The sequence below is a fragment of the Leclercia sp. UBA5076 genome, assembly GCF_002416465.1.
Classification (GTDB): domain Bacteria; phylum Pseudomonadota; class Gammaproteobacteria; order Enterobacterales; family Enterobacteriaceae; genus Enterobacter.
Window position 1 is genome coordinate 42,660 of sequence record NZ_DIAO01000008.1, and the last position, 17,096, is coordinate 59,755.

A 17,096-nucleotide genomic window follows, 5' to 3' on the forward strand; every position below is an offset into this window, starting at 1 on the left:
GCTTTTTTATGTCAGGCTGAATAATGACCGATTACTTACTGCTCTTTGTCGGCACGGTGCTGGTAAACAACTTCGTTCTCGTGAAGTTCCTTGGCCTGTGCCCATTTATGGGCGTATCCAAAAAGCTCGAAACGGCAATGGGGATGGGGTTGGCCACCACCTTCGTGTTGACCCTCGCCTCGATCTGCGCCTGGTGGGTAGATACCTGGATTTTAATCCCCCTTGGCCTGACCTATCTGCGCACGCTGGCCTTTATTCTGGTTATCGCTGTGGTGGTGCAGTTCACCGAAATGGTGGTGCGTAAAACCAGCCCGGCGTTATACCGCCTGCTCGGCATCTTCCTGCCGCTGATCACCACCAACTGTGCGGTGCTCGGCGTGGCGCTGCTCAACATTAACCTTGGGCACAATTTCCTGCAGTCGGCGCTGTACGGTTTTTCCGCCGCGGTCGGCTTCTCGCTGGTGATGGTGCTGTTTGCAGCGATCCGCGAACGCCTGGTCGCGGCTGATATCCCGGCACCGTTTCGCGGTAACGCCATCGCGCTGGTTACCGCCGGTCTTATGTCTCTGGCCTTTATGGGCTTTAGTGGTCTGGTGAAGTTGTAATGAATGCAATCTGGATTGCCATTGCTGCCCTCAGTGTTCTGGGGCTGCTGTTTGGCATCATTCTCGGTTACGCCTCACGCCGCTTCGCGGTGGAGGATGACCCGATTGTCGAAAAAATTGATGAGCTACTGCCGCAAAGCCAGTGCGGGCAGTGCGGCTACCCTGGTTGTCGCCCCTACGCAGAGGCGGTGGGCAGCGGCGGCGAAAAAATTAACCGCTGTGCGCCTGGCGGCGAAGCGGTGATGCTGAAGATTGCCGAACTGCTGAACGTCGACCCCCAGCCGGTCGATGGTGATGAAAGCGCGCAGGAGCCGGTGCGCATGCTGGCGGTGATCGATGAGCCTAACTGCATCGGCTGCACCAAATGTATTCAGGCCTGCCCGGTAGATGCCATTGTGGGCGCCACGCGCGCCATGCATACCGTGATGGAAGACCTGTGTACCGGCTGTAACCTCTGTGTCGCCCCCTGCCCGACCCAGTGCATTGAGTTACGCCCGGTAGCCACCACGACCGATAGCTGGAAATGGGATCTTCAGACCATTCCGGTGCGCATTATTCCTGTGGAACAACATGCTTAAGTTATTTTCTGCCTTCAGAAAAGAGAAGATCTGGGATTTCGATGGCGGTATTCATCCGCCAGAGATGAAAACCCAGTCCAGCGGTACGCCGCTGCGCCAGATCCCGCTGGCCAACCGTTTTGTTATCCCCCTGAAGCAGCACATCGGTGCTGAGGGTGAGCTGTGCGTTAAACCTGGCGACAGCGTGTTACGCGGCCAGCCGCTGACCTTTGGACGCGGACGTATGCTGCCTGTGCACGCCCCTACCTCCGGCACCGTGGTGGCGATTGCGCCCCATACCGTTGCCCACCCTTCCGCCCTCTCTGAGCTGTGCGTCATCATCGACGCCGATGGCGAAGATCGCTGGATTGAGCGCGACGGCTGGAGCGACTACCGCAACCACAGCCGCGAGGCGCTGATCGAGCGCATTCATCAGTCTGGCGTCGCCGGTCTGGGCGGCGCGGGCTTCCCAACCGGTAACAAACTGCAGGGCGGCGGCGACAAGATCAAAACCCTGATTATCAACGCCGCCGAGTGCGAGCCGTACATCACCGCGGACGATCGTCTGATGCAGGACTGCGCCGCGCAGATCGTCGAGGGCATTCGTATTCTCGCGCACATTCTGCAGCCGCAAGAGGTGCTGATCGGCATTGAAGATAACAAACCGCAGGCCATCTCCATGCTGCGTGCGGTGCTGGCGGGCAGCCATGATATCAGCCTGCGCGTTATTCCCACCAAGTACCCCTCCGGTGGCGCAAAGCAGCTGACCCAGATTTTAACCGGCAAGCAGGTCCCGCACGGCGGTCGTTCGTCTGACATTGGCGTCCTGATGCAGAACGTCGGCACCGCCTATGCCGTTAAACGTGCCGTTGTTGACGGGGAGCCGCTTACCGAGCGCGTCGTTACCCTTACCGGGGAATCGGTTAGCCGTCCCGGCAACGTCTGGGCGCGTCTGGGCACGCCGGTTCGTCATCTGCTGGATCAGGCCGGGTTCTGCCCGAGCGCCGAGCAAATGGTAATTATGGGCGGGCCGCTGATGGGCTTTACCCTGCCCTGGCTGGATGTCCCGGTGGTAAAAATCACCAACTGCCTGCTGGCGCCGTCCGTCAGCGAGATGGGCGAAACGCAGGAAGAGAAAGGCTGCATTCGCTGCAGCGCCTGTGCCGATGCCTGCCCGGCGGATCTGCTGCCTCAGCAGCTCTACTGGTACAGCAAAGGGCAGATCCACGATAAAGCGAAATCCCACAACCTGGCCGACTGCATTGAGTGTGGCGCCTGCGCCTGGGTCTGCCCGAGCAATATTCCGCTGGTGCAATATTTCCGCGTCGAGAAAGCCGAAATTTACGCGATCGCCCAGGAAGAGAAACGCGCAGCCGAAGCCAAAGCACGGTTTGAAGCGCGCCAGCAGCGCCTTGAACGCGAGAAAGCCGCCCGAGAAGCGCGCCATAAGAAAGCGGCAGTTCAGCCTGCGGCAAAAGACCAGGATGCCATTAATGCTGCCCTGGCGCGTGTGCGCGAAAAGAAAGCCACCGCGACAGAAGATGTGGTGATCCCGGCGGGTCAGCGCCCGGATAACAGCGAGATGATTGCCGCCCGCGAAGCGCGCAAAGCAGAGGCCCGCGCCCGTCAGGCGGAAAAAGCGCAGGCTGCCGCCGCATCAACAGAAACCGATCCGCGTAAAGCGGCGGTCGAAGCGGCCATCGCCCGTGCAAAAGCCCGCAAAGCGGCGCCACCGGAAGAGACTCAGGCCGAGCCAGCGCCGGTGGATCCGCGTAAAGCCGCTGTCGAAGCGGCCATTGCCCGTGCAAAAGCCCGCAAGGCGGCACCATCGGAAGAGAGCCAGAGCGAGCCAGCGCCAGTCGATCCGCGTAAAGCGGCGGTCGAAGCGGCCATTGCCCGTGCAAAAGCCCGCAAAGCGGCGCAGCCGGACGATATTCAGGTTGAACAGGCTCAGGTCGACCCGCGTAAAGCGGCCGTCGAAGCGGCGATTGCCCGGGCCAAAGCCCGAAAAGCCGCGCCACCGGAAGCAAAACAGGAAGAACCCGCCCCCGTCGACCCGCGTAAAGCCGCGGTCGAAGCCGCCATTGCCCGGGCAAAAGCGCGCAAGGCGGCGCAACAGGAAGAAGAGCCGGCAGCCAATGACGATCCACGCAAAGCGGCAGTGGCTGCCGCCATCGCGCGGGTACAGGCGAAGAGAGCCGCACAGCAGGCAGTTAACGAGGATTAAATGGTTTTCAGAATCGCAAGCTCCCCTTATACCCATAACCAGCGCCAGACATCGCGCATTATGATGCTGGTCTGCCTGGCCGCGCTGCCGGGCATTGCCGTACAGCTCTGGTTCTTCGGCTGGGGTACGTTGCTGCAGATCATCCTTGGCTGTGTGAGCGCGCTGGCGGCCGAAGCGCTGGTACTCAAACTGCGGAAAATCGCGGTGGGCAAAATTCTGGCGGACAATTCCGCCCTGCTCACCGGCCTGCTGCTGGCCATCAGTATTCCGCCGTTCGCTCCGTGGTGGATGGTGGTGCTCGGCACCGTGTTCGCGGTGATCATCGCCAAGCAGCTCTATGGCGGCCTCGGGCATAACCCGTTTAACCCGGCGATGATTGGCTATGTGGTGCTGCTGATCTCCTTCCCGGTGCAGATGACCAGCTGGCTGCCGCCGCATGAGATTGCCGCGACGGTGCCAGGCTTTATGGATGCCGTGCAGGTGATCTTCTCCGGCCATACCGCCAGCGGCGCGGATATGAACACCCTGCGTCTGGGGGTGGATGGCATCAGCCAGGCGACGCCGCTCGATACCTTCAAAACCTCTCTGCATGCGGGTCACAGCGTAGAGCAGATCCTCCAGTCGCCCATTTACAGCGGCGTGCTGGCAGGCGCGGGCTGGCAGTGGGTTAACCTGGCGTACCTGGCCGGTGGCCTGTTCCTGCTGTGGCAGAAAGCGATCCGCTGGCATATCCCGGTGAGCTTCCTGGTAACGCTTGCGGTCTGTTCCGGGCTGGGCTGGTTCTTCTCGCCGGCGTCGCTGGCGTCGCCGCAGATCCATCTGCTCTCCGGCGCGACCATGCTGGGTGCCTTCTTTATTCTGACCGACCCGGTAACGGCCTCTACCACCAACCGTGGGCGCCTGATTTTTGGCGCGCTGGCCGGTTTGCTGGTGTGGCTGATCCGCAGCTTTGGCGGTTACCCGGACGGCGTGGCCTTTGCCGTGCTGCTGGCGAACATCACCGTTCCGCTCATCGACTACTACACGCGTCCGCGCGTGTACGGCCATCGCTAAGGATCTGCCATGTTAAGAACGATGCAAAAACACGGCGTGACGCTGGCGCTCTTTGCCGCCGTGCTCACCGGCATGACCGCGCTGGTCAACGGCTTAACCAAATCCACCATTGATGAACAGGCGGCCCGTCAGCAAAAAGCGCTGTTTGACCAGGTGATCCCGGCAGATATCTACGATAACGATCTGCAGAAGAGCTGTTATCTTGTCCAGACGCCAGCGCTTGGCAAAGGCACCCACCGTATTTTTATCGCCCGTAAAGGCGATACGCCGACCGGCGTGGTGATGGAGGCCACCGCCCCGGATGGATACTCCGGCGCTATCAGGCTGCTGGTGGGCACCGATTTTTCCGGCACCGTGCTGGGTACGCGCGTGACCGAGCACCACGAAACGCCAGGCCTTGGAGATAAGATTGAAACCCGCTTAAGCGACTGGATTTTGCATTTCGCTGGTAGAGTGATCCACGGTATTGACGATCCGGCGTTCGCGGTGAAAAAAGATGGTGGTGATATCGATCAGTTTACCGGTGCGACCATCACCCCACGTGCGGTAGTGAACGCCGTTAAACGTGCGGGGGTTTACGCACAATCGCTGCCTGCGCAACTTAACAATCTGCCCGCCTGTGAGGAGCGTTCATGAGCCAGGTAAAAGAGGTTTTTGTTCAGGGGCTGTGGAAAAACAACTCCGCGCTGGTACAGCTGCTGGGGATGTGTCCGCTGCTGGCCGTCACCTCCACCGTTACCAACGCGTTGGGCCTTGGCCTTGCCACCACCCTGGTATTGATCCTGACCAACCTGTCGATCTCTGCCCTGCGCCGCTGGACGCCGTCAGAGATTCGTATTCCGATCTACGTGATGATTATCGCCTCGGTGGTGAGCGTCGTGCAGATGCTGATCAACGCCTGGGCCTTTGGCCTCTATCAGTCGCTGGGGATTTTTATCCCGCTGATCGTCACCAACTGTATCGTGGTGGGCCGCGCCGAAGCCTTTGCGGTGAAAAACGATCCGCTGATTTCGGCCCTTGATGGCTTTGCCATCGGCATGGGGGCGACCGGGGCGATGTTTGTCCTGGGCGCCATGCGTGAAATCCTTGGCAACGGTACCCTGTTCGATGGCGCAGATGCGCTGCTGGGCAGCTGGGCCAAAGTTCTGCGCATTGAGGTGTTCCACACCGATACGCCGTTCCTGCTGGCGATGCTGCCCCCTGGCGCGTTTATTGGCCTGGGGATGATGCTGGCAGTAAAATACCTCATTGATGAGAAACGTAAACGCCGCGCTGCCACGCGCAGCGCAGAGGAAGGGATCCCTGAGAAGGCCTCATGAACAAAGAGAAACGTTTAACCATTTTGCAGCGCCTGCGTGAGAATAACCCGCACCCGACCACCGAGCTGAATTTTACCTCGCCCTTTGAACTGTTGATCGCGGTGTTGCTCTCCGCGCAGGCGACTGACGTGAGCGTCAATAAAGCCACCGCGAAGCTCTACCCCGTCGCCAACACGCCTCAGGCGATGCTGGAGCTGGGCGTTGAGGGGGTAAAGTCGTACATCAAAACCATCGGCCTGTTTAACAGCAAAGCCGAGAATGTGATCAAGACCTGCCGGATGCTGATAGAGCTGCACGGCGGTGAGGTACCGGAAGATCGCGCGGCGCTGGAAGCACTGCCTGGCGTGGGCCGTAAAACCGCCAACGTGGTGCTGAATACCGCCTTCGGCTGGCCGACCATTGCCGTGGATACTCATATCTTTCGTGTCTGCAACCGAACGAACTTCGCTCCGGGCAAAAACGTGGAGCAGGTCGAAGATAAGCTGCTGAAAGTGGTTCCTGCGGAGTTCAAGGTCGACTGCCATCACTGGTTGATCCTCCACGGACGCTATACCTGCATTGCGCGTAAACCGCGCTGTGGCTCCTGTATTATTGAAGATCTCTGTGAATTTAAAGAGAAAACCGACCACTGAAACCGTCATTCGACGGTTTTTTTATCACCTGAAAACCTTATATTAAGCACGAGTATCTTTCAGGCTCGCCTTTTGCAGTTTTTCTGTCTGAGCAAAAGTTTACGGTTCGCGCATTGTGCGGCTATATAACAATCAAACAGGTTAATTGTTTTTTCGTCAGCAAAATTTTCTATATAAATGTGATGGCGATCACTCTGTTCACACGCTGTTAATTTTATGTGTCAAAATGGCTACTAAAGCCCTACAGCATCGAGAAATACCCCCTTCTCAACCGTAGATATGTCCGGTTATTTTTCAGAACATAGGCCATATCACTGCCCAACACCTTTTACAGCAGAACATATCGCCATACGGCGATTTTCTCCCCTACTGAATAGTGAAAAAAACCAGTTTCACCGAAACGGTAAAATTTAACGCTAAATAACATTTAGGTTTCTGGCGCATTATAGGGCTTGAGTTAAATGTAACAGACTATTACAAACGTCTTGCCAGACGGGTCAGGATAGTGAACATTACCCGCCGTTTCCCCTCCCACTATAACTATAAAGCGGATGGACTACGGTCATCACGCTATGAACACCCCCGTTAATATGGGATGTAAAAAAAGAGGTATATGTGTCTACTGCAAACAATAAACCAGCTGAAGAGAGCGTAAGTCTTAACGCTTTCAAACAACCTAAATCGTTCTATCTCATATTCTCTATTGAGCTGTGGGAGCGTTTTGGTTACTACGGTCTGCAAGGGATCATGGCGGTTTACCTGGTGAAACAACTGGGTATGTCCGAAGCCGATTCCATCACCCTGTTCTCTTCTTTCAGTGCTCTGGTCTACGGTCTGGTCGCAATTGGTGGCTGGCTGGGCGATAAAGTACTGGGAACCAAACGTGTCATCCTGCTGGGCGCCATCGTTCTGGCGATCGGTTATGGTCTGGTAGCCTGGTCCGGTCACGATGCCGGCGTGGTTTACCTGGGTATGGCGACCATCGCGGTGGGTAACGGCCTGTTCAAGGCGAACCCGTCTGCCCTGCTTTCTACCTGTTATAAGAAAGATGACCCGCGTCTGGACGGTGCATTCACCATGTACTACATGTCCATCAACATTGGCTCCTTCTTCTCCATGCTGGCAACCCCGTGGCTGGCAGCAAAATTCGGCTGGAGCGTGGCGTTTGCCCTGAGCTTCGTCGGTATGCTGATCACCGTGGTGAACTTCCTGTTCTGCCGCAGCTGGGTGAAAGAGTACGGTTCAAAACCTGACTTTGCGCCGGTACAGATGGGTAAATTGCTGGCGACGCTGGTTGGTGTTGTCGTGCTGGTTGCTATCGCCACCTGGCTGCTGCACAACCAGGGTATTGCCCGTGCGGTGCTGGGCGTGGTTGCGCTGGGTATCATCTGCATCTTTGCAAAAGAAGCCTTCTCCATGCAGGGCGCGGCGCGTCGTAAGATGATTGTTGCCTTTATCCTGATGGTTGAAGCGATTGTCTTCTTCGTGCTGTACAGCCAGATGCCAACGTCTCTGAACTTCTTCGCGATCCGTAACGTTGAGCACTCTATCCTGGGTATCGCGTTCGAGCCTGAGCAGTTCCAGGCCCTGAACCCGTTCTGGATCATGGTAGGTAGCCCGATCCTGGCTGCCATCTACAACAAGATGGGCGACCGCCTGCCAATGCCGCACAAGTTCGCGGTGGGCATGGTGCTCTGCTCGGGTGCCTTCCTGGTACTGCCGCTGGGCGCGGAATTCGCCAGCGACGCGGGTATCGTCTCCGTGAACTGGCTGATCCTGAGCTACGCCCTGCAGTCTATCGGTGAGCTGATGATCTCCGGTCTGGGCCTGGCGATGGTTGCACAGCTGGTTCCACAGCGTCTGATGGGCTTCATCATGGGTAGCTGGTTCCTGACCACTGCCGGTGCTGCCATCATCGCCGGTAAGATCGCCAACCTGATGGCTGTGCCTTCTGATGTGACCGACCCGCTGCAGTCGCTGCATGTCTATGGTGACGTGTTCCTGCAGATTGGTATCGCCACTGCGGTTATCGCTGTGCTGATGATGCTGACTGCACCAAAACTGAACCGCATGACTCAGGACGACGACAATACCGCTAAAGCGAGCAACACCGCCGCCGTGTAATGTCATCGGGAAACGACTGACTACAAGCCGCTAACTGTGCGTTAGCGGCTTTTTTTTTATTATGGGGCGCACTAACATAGGGTAAACCTACGTAAACAGGAGTGACCGATGAAACTGTTCTATAAACCAGGCGCCTGCTCTCTTGCCTCCCATATTACGCTGCGCGAGAGCGGTAAAGACTTCACCCTCAACGGTGTTGATCTGATGCAAAAGCGTCTGGAAAACGGCGATGATTTTTTCGCGGTGAATCCTAAAGGCCAGGTTCCGGCCCTGCAGCTGGAAGATGGCACCCTGCTCACCGAGGGTGTTGCCATTATGCAGTACCTCGCGGACAGCGTCGCGGATCGCCAGCTACTGGCGCCAGCCGGCACTATCGCCCGCTATAAAACCATTGAATGGATGAACTACATCGCCACCGAACTGCATAAAGGTTTTACCCCGCTGTTCCGCCCGGACACCCCGGAAGAGTACAAGCCGATCGTTCGCGCCCTGCTGGAGAAGAAACTGCAGTATGTGAACGCGTCGCTGAAAGAGGATCAGTGGATCTGCGGGCAGCGCTTTACCATTGCCGATGCGTATCTGTTTACCGTCCTGCGCTGGGCACGGGCCGTGAAGCTGAACATGGAAGGATTAAGCCACATTGACGCCTATATGGCGCGTATGGCGGAGCGGCCTGCCGTGGCGGCAGCACTGGAAGCGGAAGGGTTAAAGTAAGCGCTTTTCGCCCGGCGGCGCTTTGCTTGCCGGGCCTACAAGACCTGTAGGCCGGGTAAGCGCAGCGCCGCCGGGCATTGAGGTCAAAGCTGGGTCGCGCTAAAAACGTGTTCCGGCTTCGCAATCCGGTCCTGTGCGGCCACCACCTGCAACTCGTACTCCTGCAGGGCTTTGGTGGCGATCATAATCTCATACACCGCCGCCGTGACGTGCTCAAGCGCATCACGCACCGTTGCCCCCTGCAGCAGTTTCACCAGCAGCAGACCGCTGGTCACATCGCCCACGCCCACCGGCTGACGGCTGCCAAAATCCACCAGCGGACGGCTGATGTGCCAGGCTTCATCTTTGGTCACCAGCAGCATCTCAAAGCGATCCGGGCTGATTCCGGCGCGGGCCAGATGTTTCACCAGCACGATTTCCGGCCCCATCGCAATCAGTTCACGGGACGCCGCAACGGCCTCCTCCACGCTGTTCACCGGATGTTCACAGAGGATCTCCAGTTCAATGAGGTTTGGGGCGATGATGTCGCTGGCCGGAAGAGCGTGACGCACGTGAAACTCCGCCACGCCTGGCGCCACGATACAGCCTTTTTCCGGATGGCCCATCACCGGATCGCAGAAATATTTCGCCGCCGGGTTCGCCGCCTTCACCTGGCGAACAATACCGAGAATATGCTCGCCCTGCTCGGCTGATCCAAGATAACCGCTCAGCACGGCATCGCAGGTTTTGAGTTTGTCGATATCAGCGATGCCCTGAACAATCTCTGTGAGATGAGCGGGCGGCATCACGCAACCGGTCCATTTGCCGTATTGCGTATGGTTGGAAAACTGAACGGTATTTAACGGCCAGACATTGGCCCCGAGACGGCGCATCGGAAATTCTGCGGCGCTGTTGCCAGCATGCCCAAAAACGACGTGGGACTGGATGGCGAGGATATTCTTCATTTTCTTACCACAACCCTGAAAAAATAAAGGGGCGTGGTTTCCCACGCCCCTGTGCTTTTATGATTATTTCCAGCAAACCAGACAGTAATTCTTTTTACCGCGACGCAGCAAGGTATAACGACCAAACAGGCGATCGCTGTCAGCGAAGACGTACTCCGCGTCAGACTGTTTTTCACCGTTAATGGTGATGGCGTTAGAGGCGATGGTTTTACGCGCCTGGCCACGGGACGGCTGAAGCTCAGAGTCGACCAGGGCCTGCATCAGATCGGCGCCTTTTTCCATCTCCACCATTGGCACGCCATCCTGCGCCAGCTGTTCGAAGTCTGCTTCGCTCAGATCGCTCAGGGTGCCGTTAAACAGGCTGGCGGTAATGCGCTTGGCCGCCGCTAAGCCCTCTTCGCCGTGAACCAGCTTAGTGACCTCATCGGCCAGCACGTACTGGGCGCGTGGCGCTTTACCGCTGTTTTTGTCTTCTTCTTCAAGAGCATTGATCTCTTCAATGTCCATAAAGGTGAAGAACTTCAGGAAGCGATAAACGTCAGCATCTGCGGTGTTGATCCAGAACTGGTAGAACTTGTACGGGCTGGTTTTCTTCGGATCGAGCCATACCGCGCCGCCTTCAGTTTTACCGAACTTGGTGCCGTCCGCTTTGGTGATCAGCGGAACGGTCAGACCGAAGACCTGATTCTGGTGCAGACGACGAGTCAGATCGATACCGGAGGTGATGTTACCCCACTGATCGGAGCCGCCAATCTGCAGCGCAACGCCGTGCAGCTTGTTCAGACAGGCAAAGTCATACCCCTGCAGCAGGTTGTAGGAGAACTCGGTAAAGGAGATGCCCTGATCGTCACGGTTCAGACGCTGCTTCACCGCTTCTTTGTTGATCATCTGGTTAACGGAGAAGTGTTTACCGATATCCCGCAGGAAGGTCAGCACGTTCATGCTGCCAAACCAGTCGTAGTTGTTCGCAGCGATCGCGGAGTTTTCACCACAGTCAAAGTCGAGGAATGGCGCGACCTGTTTGCGGATTTTCGCCACCCACTCCTCTACGGTATCCGCCGTATTCAGTTTACGCTCAGCGGCTTTGAAGCTTGGGTCACCAATCAGACCCGTTGCGCCACCGACCAGAGCCACAGGCTTATGGCCAGCCAGCTGGAAGCGTTTCAGGCATAACAAAGGAACCAGATGCCCCAAATGCAAGCTGTCAGCGGTAGGATCGAAGCCGCAATAGAGCGCGATCGGGCCTTGCGCCAGTCGCTCTGCTAACGCTTCCTCATCCGTCACCTGGGCTACCAGCCCCCGCTCTTGCAATTGTTTAATCAAGTTACTGCTTGCCATCAAATTCTCCATGTATAAAACGACTGCACCTTTGCCGGTACACGACTTTTCGCCAGACGCGAAAGGTACATAGAATAAAGCGCTGACCAACGTAGCGCCAGCGCTTAAGAGAACAAATTTCGGGGATTAGGGTGCCAGCCGATCGATTTTCCACGCGCCGTTATCGCGCTGATAGATAAACCTGTCGTGAAGGCGATGTTCACCGCCCTGCCAGAATTCCATCTGCTGAACGGAGACGCGGAAGCCGCCCCAGAAACTCGGCAGCGGCACTTCGCCCTGCTGGAATTTCTGTTTCAGCTCAAGGAATTTGCTCTCCAGCACGCCGCGGGCAGAGATACGGCTCGACTGTTTAGAGACCCAGGCACCAATCTGACTGTCCCGCGGACGGCTGTGGAAATACTTCACCACTTCAATGGTTGAGAGACGTTCAACGGAGCCGGTGACCATCACCTGGCGCTCCAGCATATGCCACGGGAAGAGCAAACTGATACGCGGGTTGTTTTCCAGATGCTGCGCCTTACGGCTGCCAAGGTTGGTGTAGAACACCAGTCCTTTGTCATCGTAATGTTTGAGCAGCACGATGCGCTGCCAGGGTTGGCCATTTTCATCGACGGTGGCAACCACCATCGCGGTGGGATCGGCAAGTTGTGCTTCACAGGCCTGTTTTAGCCAGTGCTCAAACAGCACCAGCGGCTCGGCGGGGAGATCCTGGCGACGCAGGCCGCCTTTGGTGTATTCGCGCCGCAGGTGCGCAATTTTCTGCAATTCGTCGTTATCTGACATGGCGTTAACTGACGTTGACAATGGGTGACGCTATTGTGCGCCGCCCCCTGCAAAATCTCAACGCTTCGGATTTTCGATCTGACAATTGTTCAGCACAATGCGATCGCGCTTGTAGACCGTTGCACTGTCGCCTTTCGACCAGAAGACATACACCCCGTCGCTGTATCGGGTCCCGGAAGCGGAGATCCCCTGTTTCAGCGTCAGCAGCTTATTGTCGTACACGAAACTGACTTCCTGACGGGGATTATTGAGCTTAACGGTAAGGGGCTTTTCGTCGCACTGATAGGCCAGCGTGTCGGTTTGCATGCACTCGACGAACTGGTTGTAAACGCTACAGCTCGCCAGCAGAAAGGGAGTAAAAGCAAGAAGCAGTTTTTTCATGGGTAAATTCCGAAGACTTTCCTGGTCCCGGAGGGCGCGTAGGCCCTCCCGTTTTTTCGGCTATTCTTACCCACAGCAGGCTTAAGTGAAATTCGGTTAACTCTGATTTTGCCGCGGATTCGCTGGAAAAACAGCACCTAACACGCTCGCTTCACGGGCTCCGGTTACCGAGGGTAAGTTCCCCGGCAGACCAGCCACCGTGCGCCACGCCAGCCAGGCAAAGGCCAGCGCCTCCATGTCATCGCCGCTGATCCCTGCCTTGTCGGTGGTGGTTACCTCCGTGCCCGGCAGCAGACCGGCGAGACGGGTCATCACCAGTGGGTTACGGCTGCCACCGCCGCACACCAGCAGACGCTCGCAGCCCCCGCTCAGCAGCACCTGTTCCGAGACCGAAACGGCAGTAAGCTCCGCCAGCGTGGCCTGTACATCCTCAGGCGCCAGGCCCGGGAAGTTCGCCAGCTGACGCTCAAGCCAGCCGTAGTTGAAGTATTCGCGGCCAGTGCTTTTCGGCGCCGGTGCGGCAAAATAGGGATCGCTGAGCATGCTTTGCAGCAGCGGGATAATAACTTTACCGCTGCATGCCCACTGGGCGTCTTTATCGTAGGCTTTACCCGCCTGACGCCAGATCCAGGCGTCCATCAGCATATTTCCCGGCCCGGTGTCGAAGCCGCGTACCGGCTGGCCTGGGATCAATAAAGAAAGATTGGCGATGCCGCCGATGTTGAGCACCATGCGGCGCTCCGTCGGATGCGCCAGCAGGGCGTGGTGGAACGCGGGGACCAGCGGTGCGCCCTGCCCGCCCAGGGCCATGTCGCGGCGGCGGAAATCCCCCACCACCGTCACGCCGGTTTTGGCGACGATTTGGTTGTTATCGCCTATCTGCAACGTATGCGGCGCGTCGCCGCCCGGCTCATGCCAGACCGTTTGCCCGTGACAGCCGATCGCCACCACATCCTGCGGACGAAGATTCTCCTGGTTCATCAGCGCCAGCACCGCATCACCGAACAGGCGTCCGAGCTGCGTATCAAGCTGTCCCAGCTGCGACAGCGTCAGCTGTTGGCCCTGACAGATATTCAGGATCGCCTGTTTCGTCTCCTGGGGAATAGGCCAGCTAAGGCTTGCCTGCTGGGCAACCATATTCTCGTCTATTGCCGCCAGGACGACATCCACACCATCCAGACTGGTTCCTGACATTACGCCAATGTAGCGACCCGATTTCATCCGTTTTCCTTAATCCGTTTGGGCTGATGACTCACTCCACCATAAACCGATTATCAATGCTACGATGGACTCATACTTTTTAACAATAGCTGGCGCTGGGCGTCATTCCAGGAATAATCCGTATCTCCTGCAGGGTGACATCGTCGCTTGTATAGCTATGGTTGAGTGAGAATCGAGTACCATTCTGATTGTGTTTGAGCAAAGATAGGATTTATGGCACCCGATGCCATATAATTTAGCCATAACGGATGCTCAACGAGCGTTTTTGGTGAACAGGAGATTCAAATGATTTTACGTGTACTGGCCGTTTCGCTGGTTGGATTCACTCTGGCTGGCTGTGTTAATGACAACTCCCTGTCCGGGGACGTTTACAGTGCCTCTGAGGCGAAACAGGTTCAGAATGTCACTTACGGCACCATCGTGAACGCGCGCCCGGTACAGATTCAGGGTGGTGATGAAAACAACGTGATCGGCGCACTTGGCGGTGCGGTACTGGGTGGCTTCCTCGGTAACACCGTGGGTGGCGGCACAGGCCGTTCACTGGCAACCGCGGCGGGTGCCGTAGCCGGTGGCGTTGCGGGTCAGGGCGTCCAGGGTGCGATGAACAAATCCCAGGGCGTTGAGTTAGAGATCCGCAAGGATGACGGCAGCACCATTATGGTGGTCCAGAAACAGGGCAATACGCGGTTTGCTGCTGGTCAACGTGTGGTACTGGCCAGCAACGGCAGCCAGGTCACCGTCTCCCCACGTTAATAACGTTATGGGCGTGGTCATCCGATCACGCCCCGCACCATTAAGCATTACTAATATAAATATATTAATTTAATACATTCACATTATTTATATTTAATTCTCGTGCCGCTTGTTCCTGCGCAAAGTATTCCCCCTGCGCTTATGAGATGATTCGCAAATCGTTTTTTCTTTATTTGAAATATTTATGCTTGCGATAAATCATTATATTAAGAACAAGTATGCGCAGTTTTTTGTGGGCTGCTTTATTGTCATCGGAATTTTACACTCTCTTTTTTTTGGCCTGGTCGGAAAGACGGCGTCATTTTCCCCGTTTCTCTTTCCTATGCTCACCATTTTTTTACTGGTATTTCACCTGTTCATCGCCTGTTTTATGGTAATGAAATACTGGTGCGACAGAATGCGTTTATATCTGATGTCCTTTGCATTCGCCTTTATCGGTTCCGCACTGTTGATGGTGGGCACGCTATCCAGCTTCCCGGCCTGGCTGGATCTTTATCAGTTCAACGTCGTTAACTATAACGACGCCATGATCTACTTTGCGTTCCGTCATCTGCTGATGGCCATGCTCTTTATCGTTGCGGCTGTGCTGTACGCTATCCGCAGCCGGCCACTGTCGCGAATTTTCCATCTTTCGATTATTTCAGGCATGTTTATTTTTACGGCCCTGATATTGATACTGGCCTGGCTCTACTCCAGCAACGTGGCTTTATTATCATTAGATTTGGTCGACAACGACACCCGGCAATATCTGTTGCTGTGGAAACGGCCCATTAACATCACGCTCATCACGCTCTGGGTTATTGCATTGGCGATATTGTTGCGTACGACGCGGGTGCGCAATCTGTTCTGGGTGGGCGGGAATTTCTTATGCCTCTGTTATATTGCCACGCTTGCCATGTTGTTTTTAGGTGGACAGGCAGAAGATATCTCGTGGTATCGCGCACGGTTATTTGAAGCCGTCGCCACGCTGCTGATTATGTTCGTGCTGCTTTACGACGTATTTAATCTGTATCGAAAATCGCACCTGAAATATCAACAGTCTTACGAGAACTCCATTCGCGATCCGCTGACACGCCTCTACAACCGCAGCTATTTTTATGATGCCCTGAACCACGCCCTTCATACGGTGAACCCGACGGAGCCGGTCTCGGTCATCGTCAGCGATCTCGATCGTTTTAAGCGCATCAACGACTGCTACGGGCACCTGCAGGGGGATAAGGTGTTGCAGTTTGTCGCCCAGCTGCTGATGGATTCCGTCCGGCCAAATGACGTTGCGGCGCGTATCGGGGGAGAAGAATTTGTTCTGCTGTTAACCCATACCCCCCCTGAAGCGGCGCGCCAGGTTGCGGAGCGGATACGCTTAAAACTGAGCAGCTTCGATAAAGCCAGCTCGGAGGGACAACTTCCCGAGCCCATCACCATCAGTATGGGCGTGTTTACCGCCATAGCGAAAATCAGTGCGGAAGAGTGCGTCGGGCGTGCAGATAAGGCGATGTACGAGGCAAAAGAGAGCGGACGTAACCGGGTGGTCGTGTTCCAGTAAAGAAAAAGCCTTGCGTTCGCAAGGCTTTTTTAAAGGTTAGTCGCGGGACTGTAGCTCATTGATATTGTGCTCAAGCCGGGCTACCAGCGACATCAGCAGTTCCAGTTCGGCGGGCGTGATCCCTGAGAGGATCTCACCGCGCGTTTTGCTGATCACCGCCTCCATCTCTGTGATGATGGGGGTGGCTTTCTCAGTGAGTTTAATCCGCTTGGCACGACGATCGCTGGCGCAGGTCTGGCGTGAAATCAGCCCCTTCTCTTCCAGTTGATCGAGCGTTCGTACCAGTGATGGCTGCTCGATGCCAATCGCTTTTGCCAGTTGGATCTGTGACTGGTCGGGTGGCAGCTGATGGATGTTATGCAGCGTGACCCAATGCGTCTGTGTCAATTCCAGAGGTTTCAGGCGATGGTCAATCAGAGCACGCCAGATGCGTACTAACCTTGCCAGATCAGAACCTAGTGGCGATTCCAATTTCATCTCCTTATAATTAGCTTGCTAAGTTATTATACTGATTTTAGAATAGTGTGCAGCATTTATATTGCCAAAACAAATGCAATACTGCATACATCCTTGATGAGAGTCTGATTTACACTTTGTTGTGACGCCCCAGCGCGTTATGCGGCCGCGCTTTTTGGCCACGACCAATTTGCAAAGGAACCGGCACGTGACGTTCACGCTTAACGCCTCGGGGTTACCGCTTCAGGATCTGATAGTAGGTGCCTCGGTTTACTTTCCCCCTCTGTTCAAAGCGGTGATGCTGGGTTTTATTCTCTGGCTGGTCACCCACCGCTTGCTGCGCGACTGGATCTATTCCGGTGAAATCTGGCACCCCATGCTGATGGATCTTTCGTTATTCGTCCTTGCAGTCTGCCTGGGCCTGGTTCTGCTCATTGTGTGGTGAC

Annotated in this window: 18 protein-coding genes; 12 read left to right on the forward strand and 6 right to left on the reverse strand. The window is 56.1% G+C overall.

The window, feature by feature from the left end; all coding sequences use genetic code 11:
* Window positions 1-23: 23 nt before the first annotated feature.
* The 9 genes from rsxA (at window position 24) to gstA (ending at window position 9,231) form a co-directional block, all read left to right on the forward strand.
* Complete coding sequence (gene rsxA, locus B3X29_RS07550) at window positions 24-605, forward strand: electron transport complex subunit RsxA (protein ID WP_039029166.1); 582 nt, start codon at window positions 24-26, stop codon at window positions 603-605.
* Complete coding sequence (rsxB, locus tag B3X29_RS07555) at window positions 605-1,183, forward strand: electron transport complex subunit RsxB (protein WP_103179387.1); 579 nt, start codon at window positions 605-607, stop codon at window positions 1,181-1,183. The genes rsxA and rsxB overlap by 1 nt, the downstream gene beginning before the upstream one ends.
* Window positions 1,176-3,389: an electron transport complex subunit RsxC gene (rsxC, locus tag B3X29_RS07560; RefSeq protein WP_159339029.1), complete on the forward strand. Its 2,214-nt coding sequence runs from the start codon at window positions 1,176-1,178 to the stop codon at window positions 3,387-3,389. The genes rsxB and rsxC overlap by 8 nt, the downstream gene beginning before the upstream one ends.
* Complete coding sequence (gene rsxD, locus B3X29_RS07565) at window positions 3,390-4,442, forward strand: electron transport complex subunit RsxD (RefSeq protein ID WP_103179385.1); 1,053 nt, start codon at window positions 3,390-3,392, stop codon at window positions 4,440-4,442.
* A gap of 9 nt (window positions 4,443-4,451) precedes the next feature.
* Window positions 4,452-5,078, forward strand: a complete 627-nt coding sequence (gene rsxG / locus B3X29_RS07570) for an electron transport complex subunit RsxG (protein ID WP_103179384.1) — start codon at window positions 4,452-4,454, stop codon at window positions 5,076-5,078.
* The gene (locus tag B3X29_RS07575) at window positions 5,075-5,761 is read left to right on the forward strand and encodes an electron transport complex subunit E (RefSeq protein WP_103179383.1); all 687 of its coding nucleotides are present in this window, start codon (window positions 5,075-5,077) and stop codon (window positions 5,759-5,761) included. Before rsxG ends, B3X29_RS07575 begins: the two co-directional genes overlap by 4 nt.
* Complete coding sequence (gene nth / locus B3X29_RS07580; RefSeq protein ID WP_103179382.1) at window positions 5,758-6,393, forward strand: endonuclease III; 636 nt, start codon at window positions 5,758-5,760, stop codon at window positions 6,391-6,393. The genes B3X29_RS07575 and nth overlap by 4 nt, the downstream gene beginning before the upstream one ends.
* Before the next feature lie 615 nt (window positions 6,394-7,008).
* Window positions 7,009-8,517 (forward strand): dipeptide/tripeptide permease DtpA, encoded by a 1,509-nt coding sequence (dtpA, locus tag B3X29_RS07585; RefSeq protein ID WP_103179381.1) that lies wholly within the window; start codon window positions 7,009-7,011, stop codon window positions 8,515-8,517.
* Between the two features lie 108 nt (window positions 8,518-8,625).
* The gene (gene gstA / locus B3X29_RS07590) at window positions 8,626-9,231 is read left to right on the forward strand and encodes a glutathione transferase GstA (protein ID WP_159339031.1); all 606 of its coding nucleotides are present in this window, start codon (window positions 8,626-8,628) and stop codon (window positions 9,229-9,231) included.
* 83 nt (window positions 9,232-9,314) lie between these two features.
* Here gstA and pdxY read toward each other — a convergent pair whose 3' ends face one another.
* The 5 genes from pdxY to anmK all read right to left on the reverse strand — a co-directional run bounded on the left by pdxY (window position 9,315) and on the right by anmK (window position 13,898).
* Complete coding sequence (pdxY, locus tag B3X29_RS07595) at window positions 9,315-10,175, reverse strand: pyridoxal kinase PdxY (protein ID WP_103179379.1); 861 nt, start codon at window positions 10,173-10,175, stop codon at window positions 9,315-9,317.
* 63 nt (window positions 10,176-10,238) lie between these two features.
* A complete protein-coding gene (tyrS, locus tag B3X29_RS07600; RefSeq protein ID WP_103179378.1) occupies window positions 10,239-11,513 on the reverse strand; it encodes a tyrosine--tRNA ligase in 1,275 nt (424 codons plus the stop codon).
* Window positions 11,514-11,639: 126 nt separating this feature from the next.
* Window positions 11,640-12,296, reverse strand: coding sequence for a pyridoxamine 5'-phosphate oxidase (gene pdxH, locus B3X29_RS07605; protein WP_159339033.1), 657 nt, complete (start codon window positions 12,294-12,296; stop codon window positions 11,640-11,642).
* A 57-nt stretch (window positions 12,297-12,353) separates the two neighbouring features.
* Window positions 12,354-12,677 (reverse strand): C-type lysozyme inhibitor, encoded by a 324-nt coding sequence (gene mliC, locus B3X29_RS07610; RefSeq protein WP_159339035.1) that lies wholly within the window; start codon window positions 12,675-12,677, stop codon window positions 12,354-12,356.
* A gap of 96 nt (window positions 12,678-12,773) precedes the next feature.
* Window positions 12,774-13,898 (reverse strand): anhydro-N-acetylmuramic acid kinase, encoded by a 1,125-nt coding sequence (anmK, locus tag B3X29_RS07615; RefSeq protein WP_103179375.1) that lies wholly within the window; start codon window positions 13,896-13,898, stop codon window positions 12,774-12,776.
* Between the two features lie 285 nt (window positions 13,899-14,183).
* On the opposite strand from anmK, the gene slyB reads away from it, so the two are divergent.
* Both slyB and B3X29_RS07625 read left to right on the forward strand, forming a co-directional pair.
* Entirely contained in the window at window positions 14,184-14,651 is a 468-nt protein-coding gene (gene slyB, locus B3X29_RS07620; RefSeq protein ID WP_103179374.1) for an outer membrane lipoprotein SlyB, read from the forward strand.
* Between the two features lie 184 nt (window positions 14,652-14,835).
* On the forward strand, window positions 14,836-16,194 hold the full coding sequence (locus B3X29_RS07625) for a sensor domain-containing diguanylate cyclase (protein ID WP_159339037.1): 1,359 nt from the start codon (window positions 14,836-14,838) through the stop codon (window positions 16,192-16,194).
* 36 nt (window positions 16,195-16,230) lie between these two features.
* On the opposite strand, the gene slyA is transcribed toward B3X29_RS07625, so the two are convergent.
* Window positions 16,231-16,671: a transcriptional regulator SlyA gene (gene slyA / locus B3X29_RS07630; protein WP_290517672.1), complete on the reverse strand. Its 441-nt coding sequence runs from the start codon at window positions 16,669-16,671 to the stop codon at window positions 16,231-16,233.
* Between the two features lie 187 nt (window positions 16,672-16,858).
* On the opposite strand from slyA, the gene B3X29_RS07635 reads away from it, so the two are divergent.
* On the forward strand, window positions 16,859-17,095 hold the full coding sequence (locus tag B3X29_RS07635; RefSeq protein ID WP_103823914.1) for a DUF1656 domain-containing protein: 237 nt from the start codon (window positions 16,859-16,861) through the stop codon (window positions 17,093-17,095).
* The last annotated feature ends 1 nt before the right edge of the window (window position 17,096 follow it).

Coding starts and splice junctions, on each gene's coding strand:
- rsxC (WP_159339029.1), top strand. CDS start 1,176: ATGCTTAAGTTATTTTCTGCCTTCAGAAAAGAGAAGATCTGGGATTTC.
- rsxD (WP_103179385.1), top strand. CDS start 3,390: ATGGTTTTCAGAATCGCAAGCTCCCCTTATACCCATAACCAGCGCCAG.
- gstA (WP_159339031.1), top strand. CDS start 8,626: ATGAAACTGTTCTATAAACCAGGCGCCTGCTCTCTTGCCTCCCATATT.
- slyA (WP_290517672.1), bottom strand. CDS start 16,671: ATGAAATTGGAATCGCCACTAGGTTCTGATCTGGCAAGGTTAGTACGC.
- rsxG (WP_103179384.1), top strand. CDS start 4,452: ATGTTAAGAACGATGCAAAAACACGGCGTGACGCTGGCGCTCTTTGCC.
- tyrS (WP_103179378.1), bottom strand. CDS start 11,513: ATGGCAAGCAGTAACTTGATTAAACAATTGCAAGAGCGGGGGCTGGTA.
- slyB (WP_103179374.1), top strand. CDS start 14,184: ATGATTTTACGTGTACTGGCCGTTTCGCTGGTTGGATTCACTCTGGCT.
- rsxB (WP_103179387.1), top strand. CDS start 605: ATGAATGCAATCTGGATTGCCATTGCTGCCCTCAGTGTTCTGGGGCTG.
- mliC (WP_159339035.1), bottom strand. CDS start 12,677: ATGAAAAAACTGCTTCTTGCTTTTACTCCCTTTCTGCTGGCGAGCTGT.
- B3X29_RS07625 (WP_159339037.1), top strand. CDS start 14,836: ATGCTTGCGATAAATCATTATATTAAGAACAAGTATGCGCAGTTTTTT.
- nth (WP_103179382.1), top strand. CDS start 5,758: ATGAACAAAGAGAAACGTTTAACCATTTTGCAGCGCCTGCGTGAGAAT.
- pdxY (WP_103179379.1), bottom strand. CDS start 10,175: ATGAAGAATATCCTCGCCATCCAGTCCCACGTCGTTTTTGGGCATGCT.
- B3X29_RS07575 (WP_103179383.1), top strand. CDS start 5,075: ATGAGCCAGGTAAAAGAGGTTTTTGTTCAGGGGCTGTGGAAAAACAAC.
- anmK (WP_103179375.1), bottom strand. CDS start 13,898: ATGAAATCGGGTCGCTACATTGGCGTAATGTCAGGAACCAGTCTGGAT.
- pdxH (WP_159339033.1), bottom strand. CDS start 12,296: ATGTCAGATAACGACGAATTGCAGAAAATTGCGCACCTGCGGCGCGAA.
- rsxA (WP_039029166.1), top strand. CDS start 24: ATGACCGATTACTTACTGCTCTTTGTCGGCACGGTGCTGGTAAACAAC.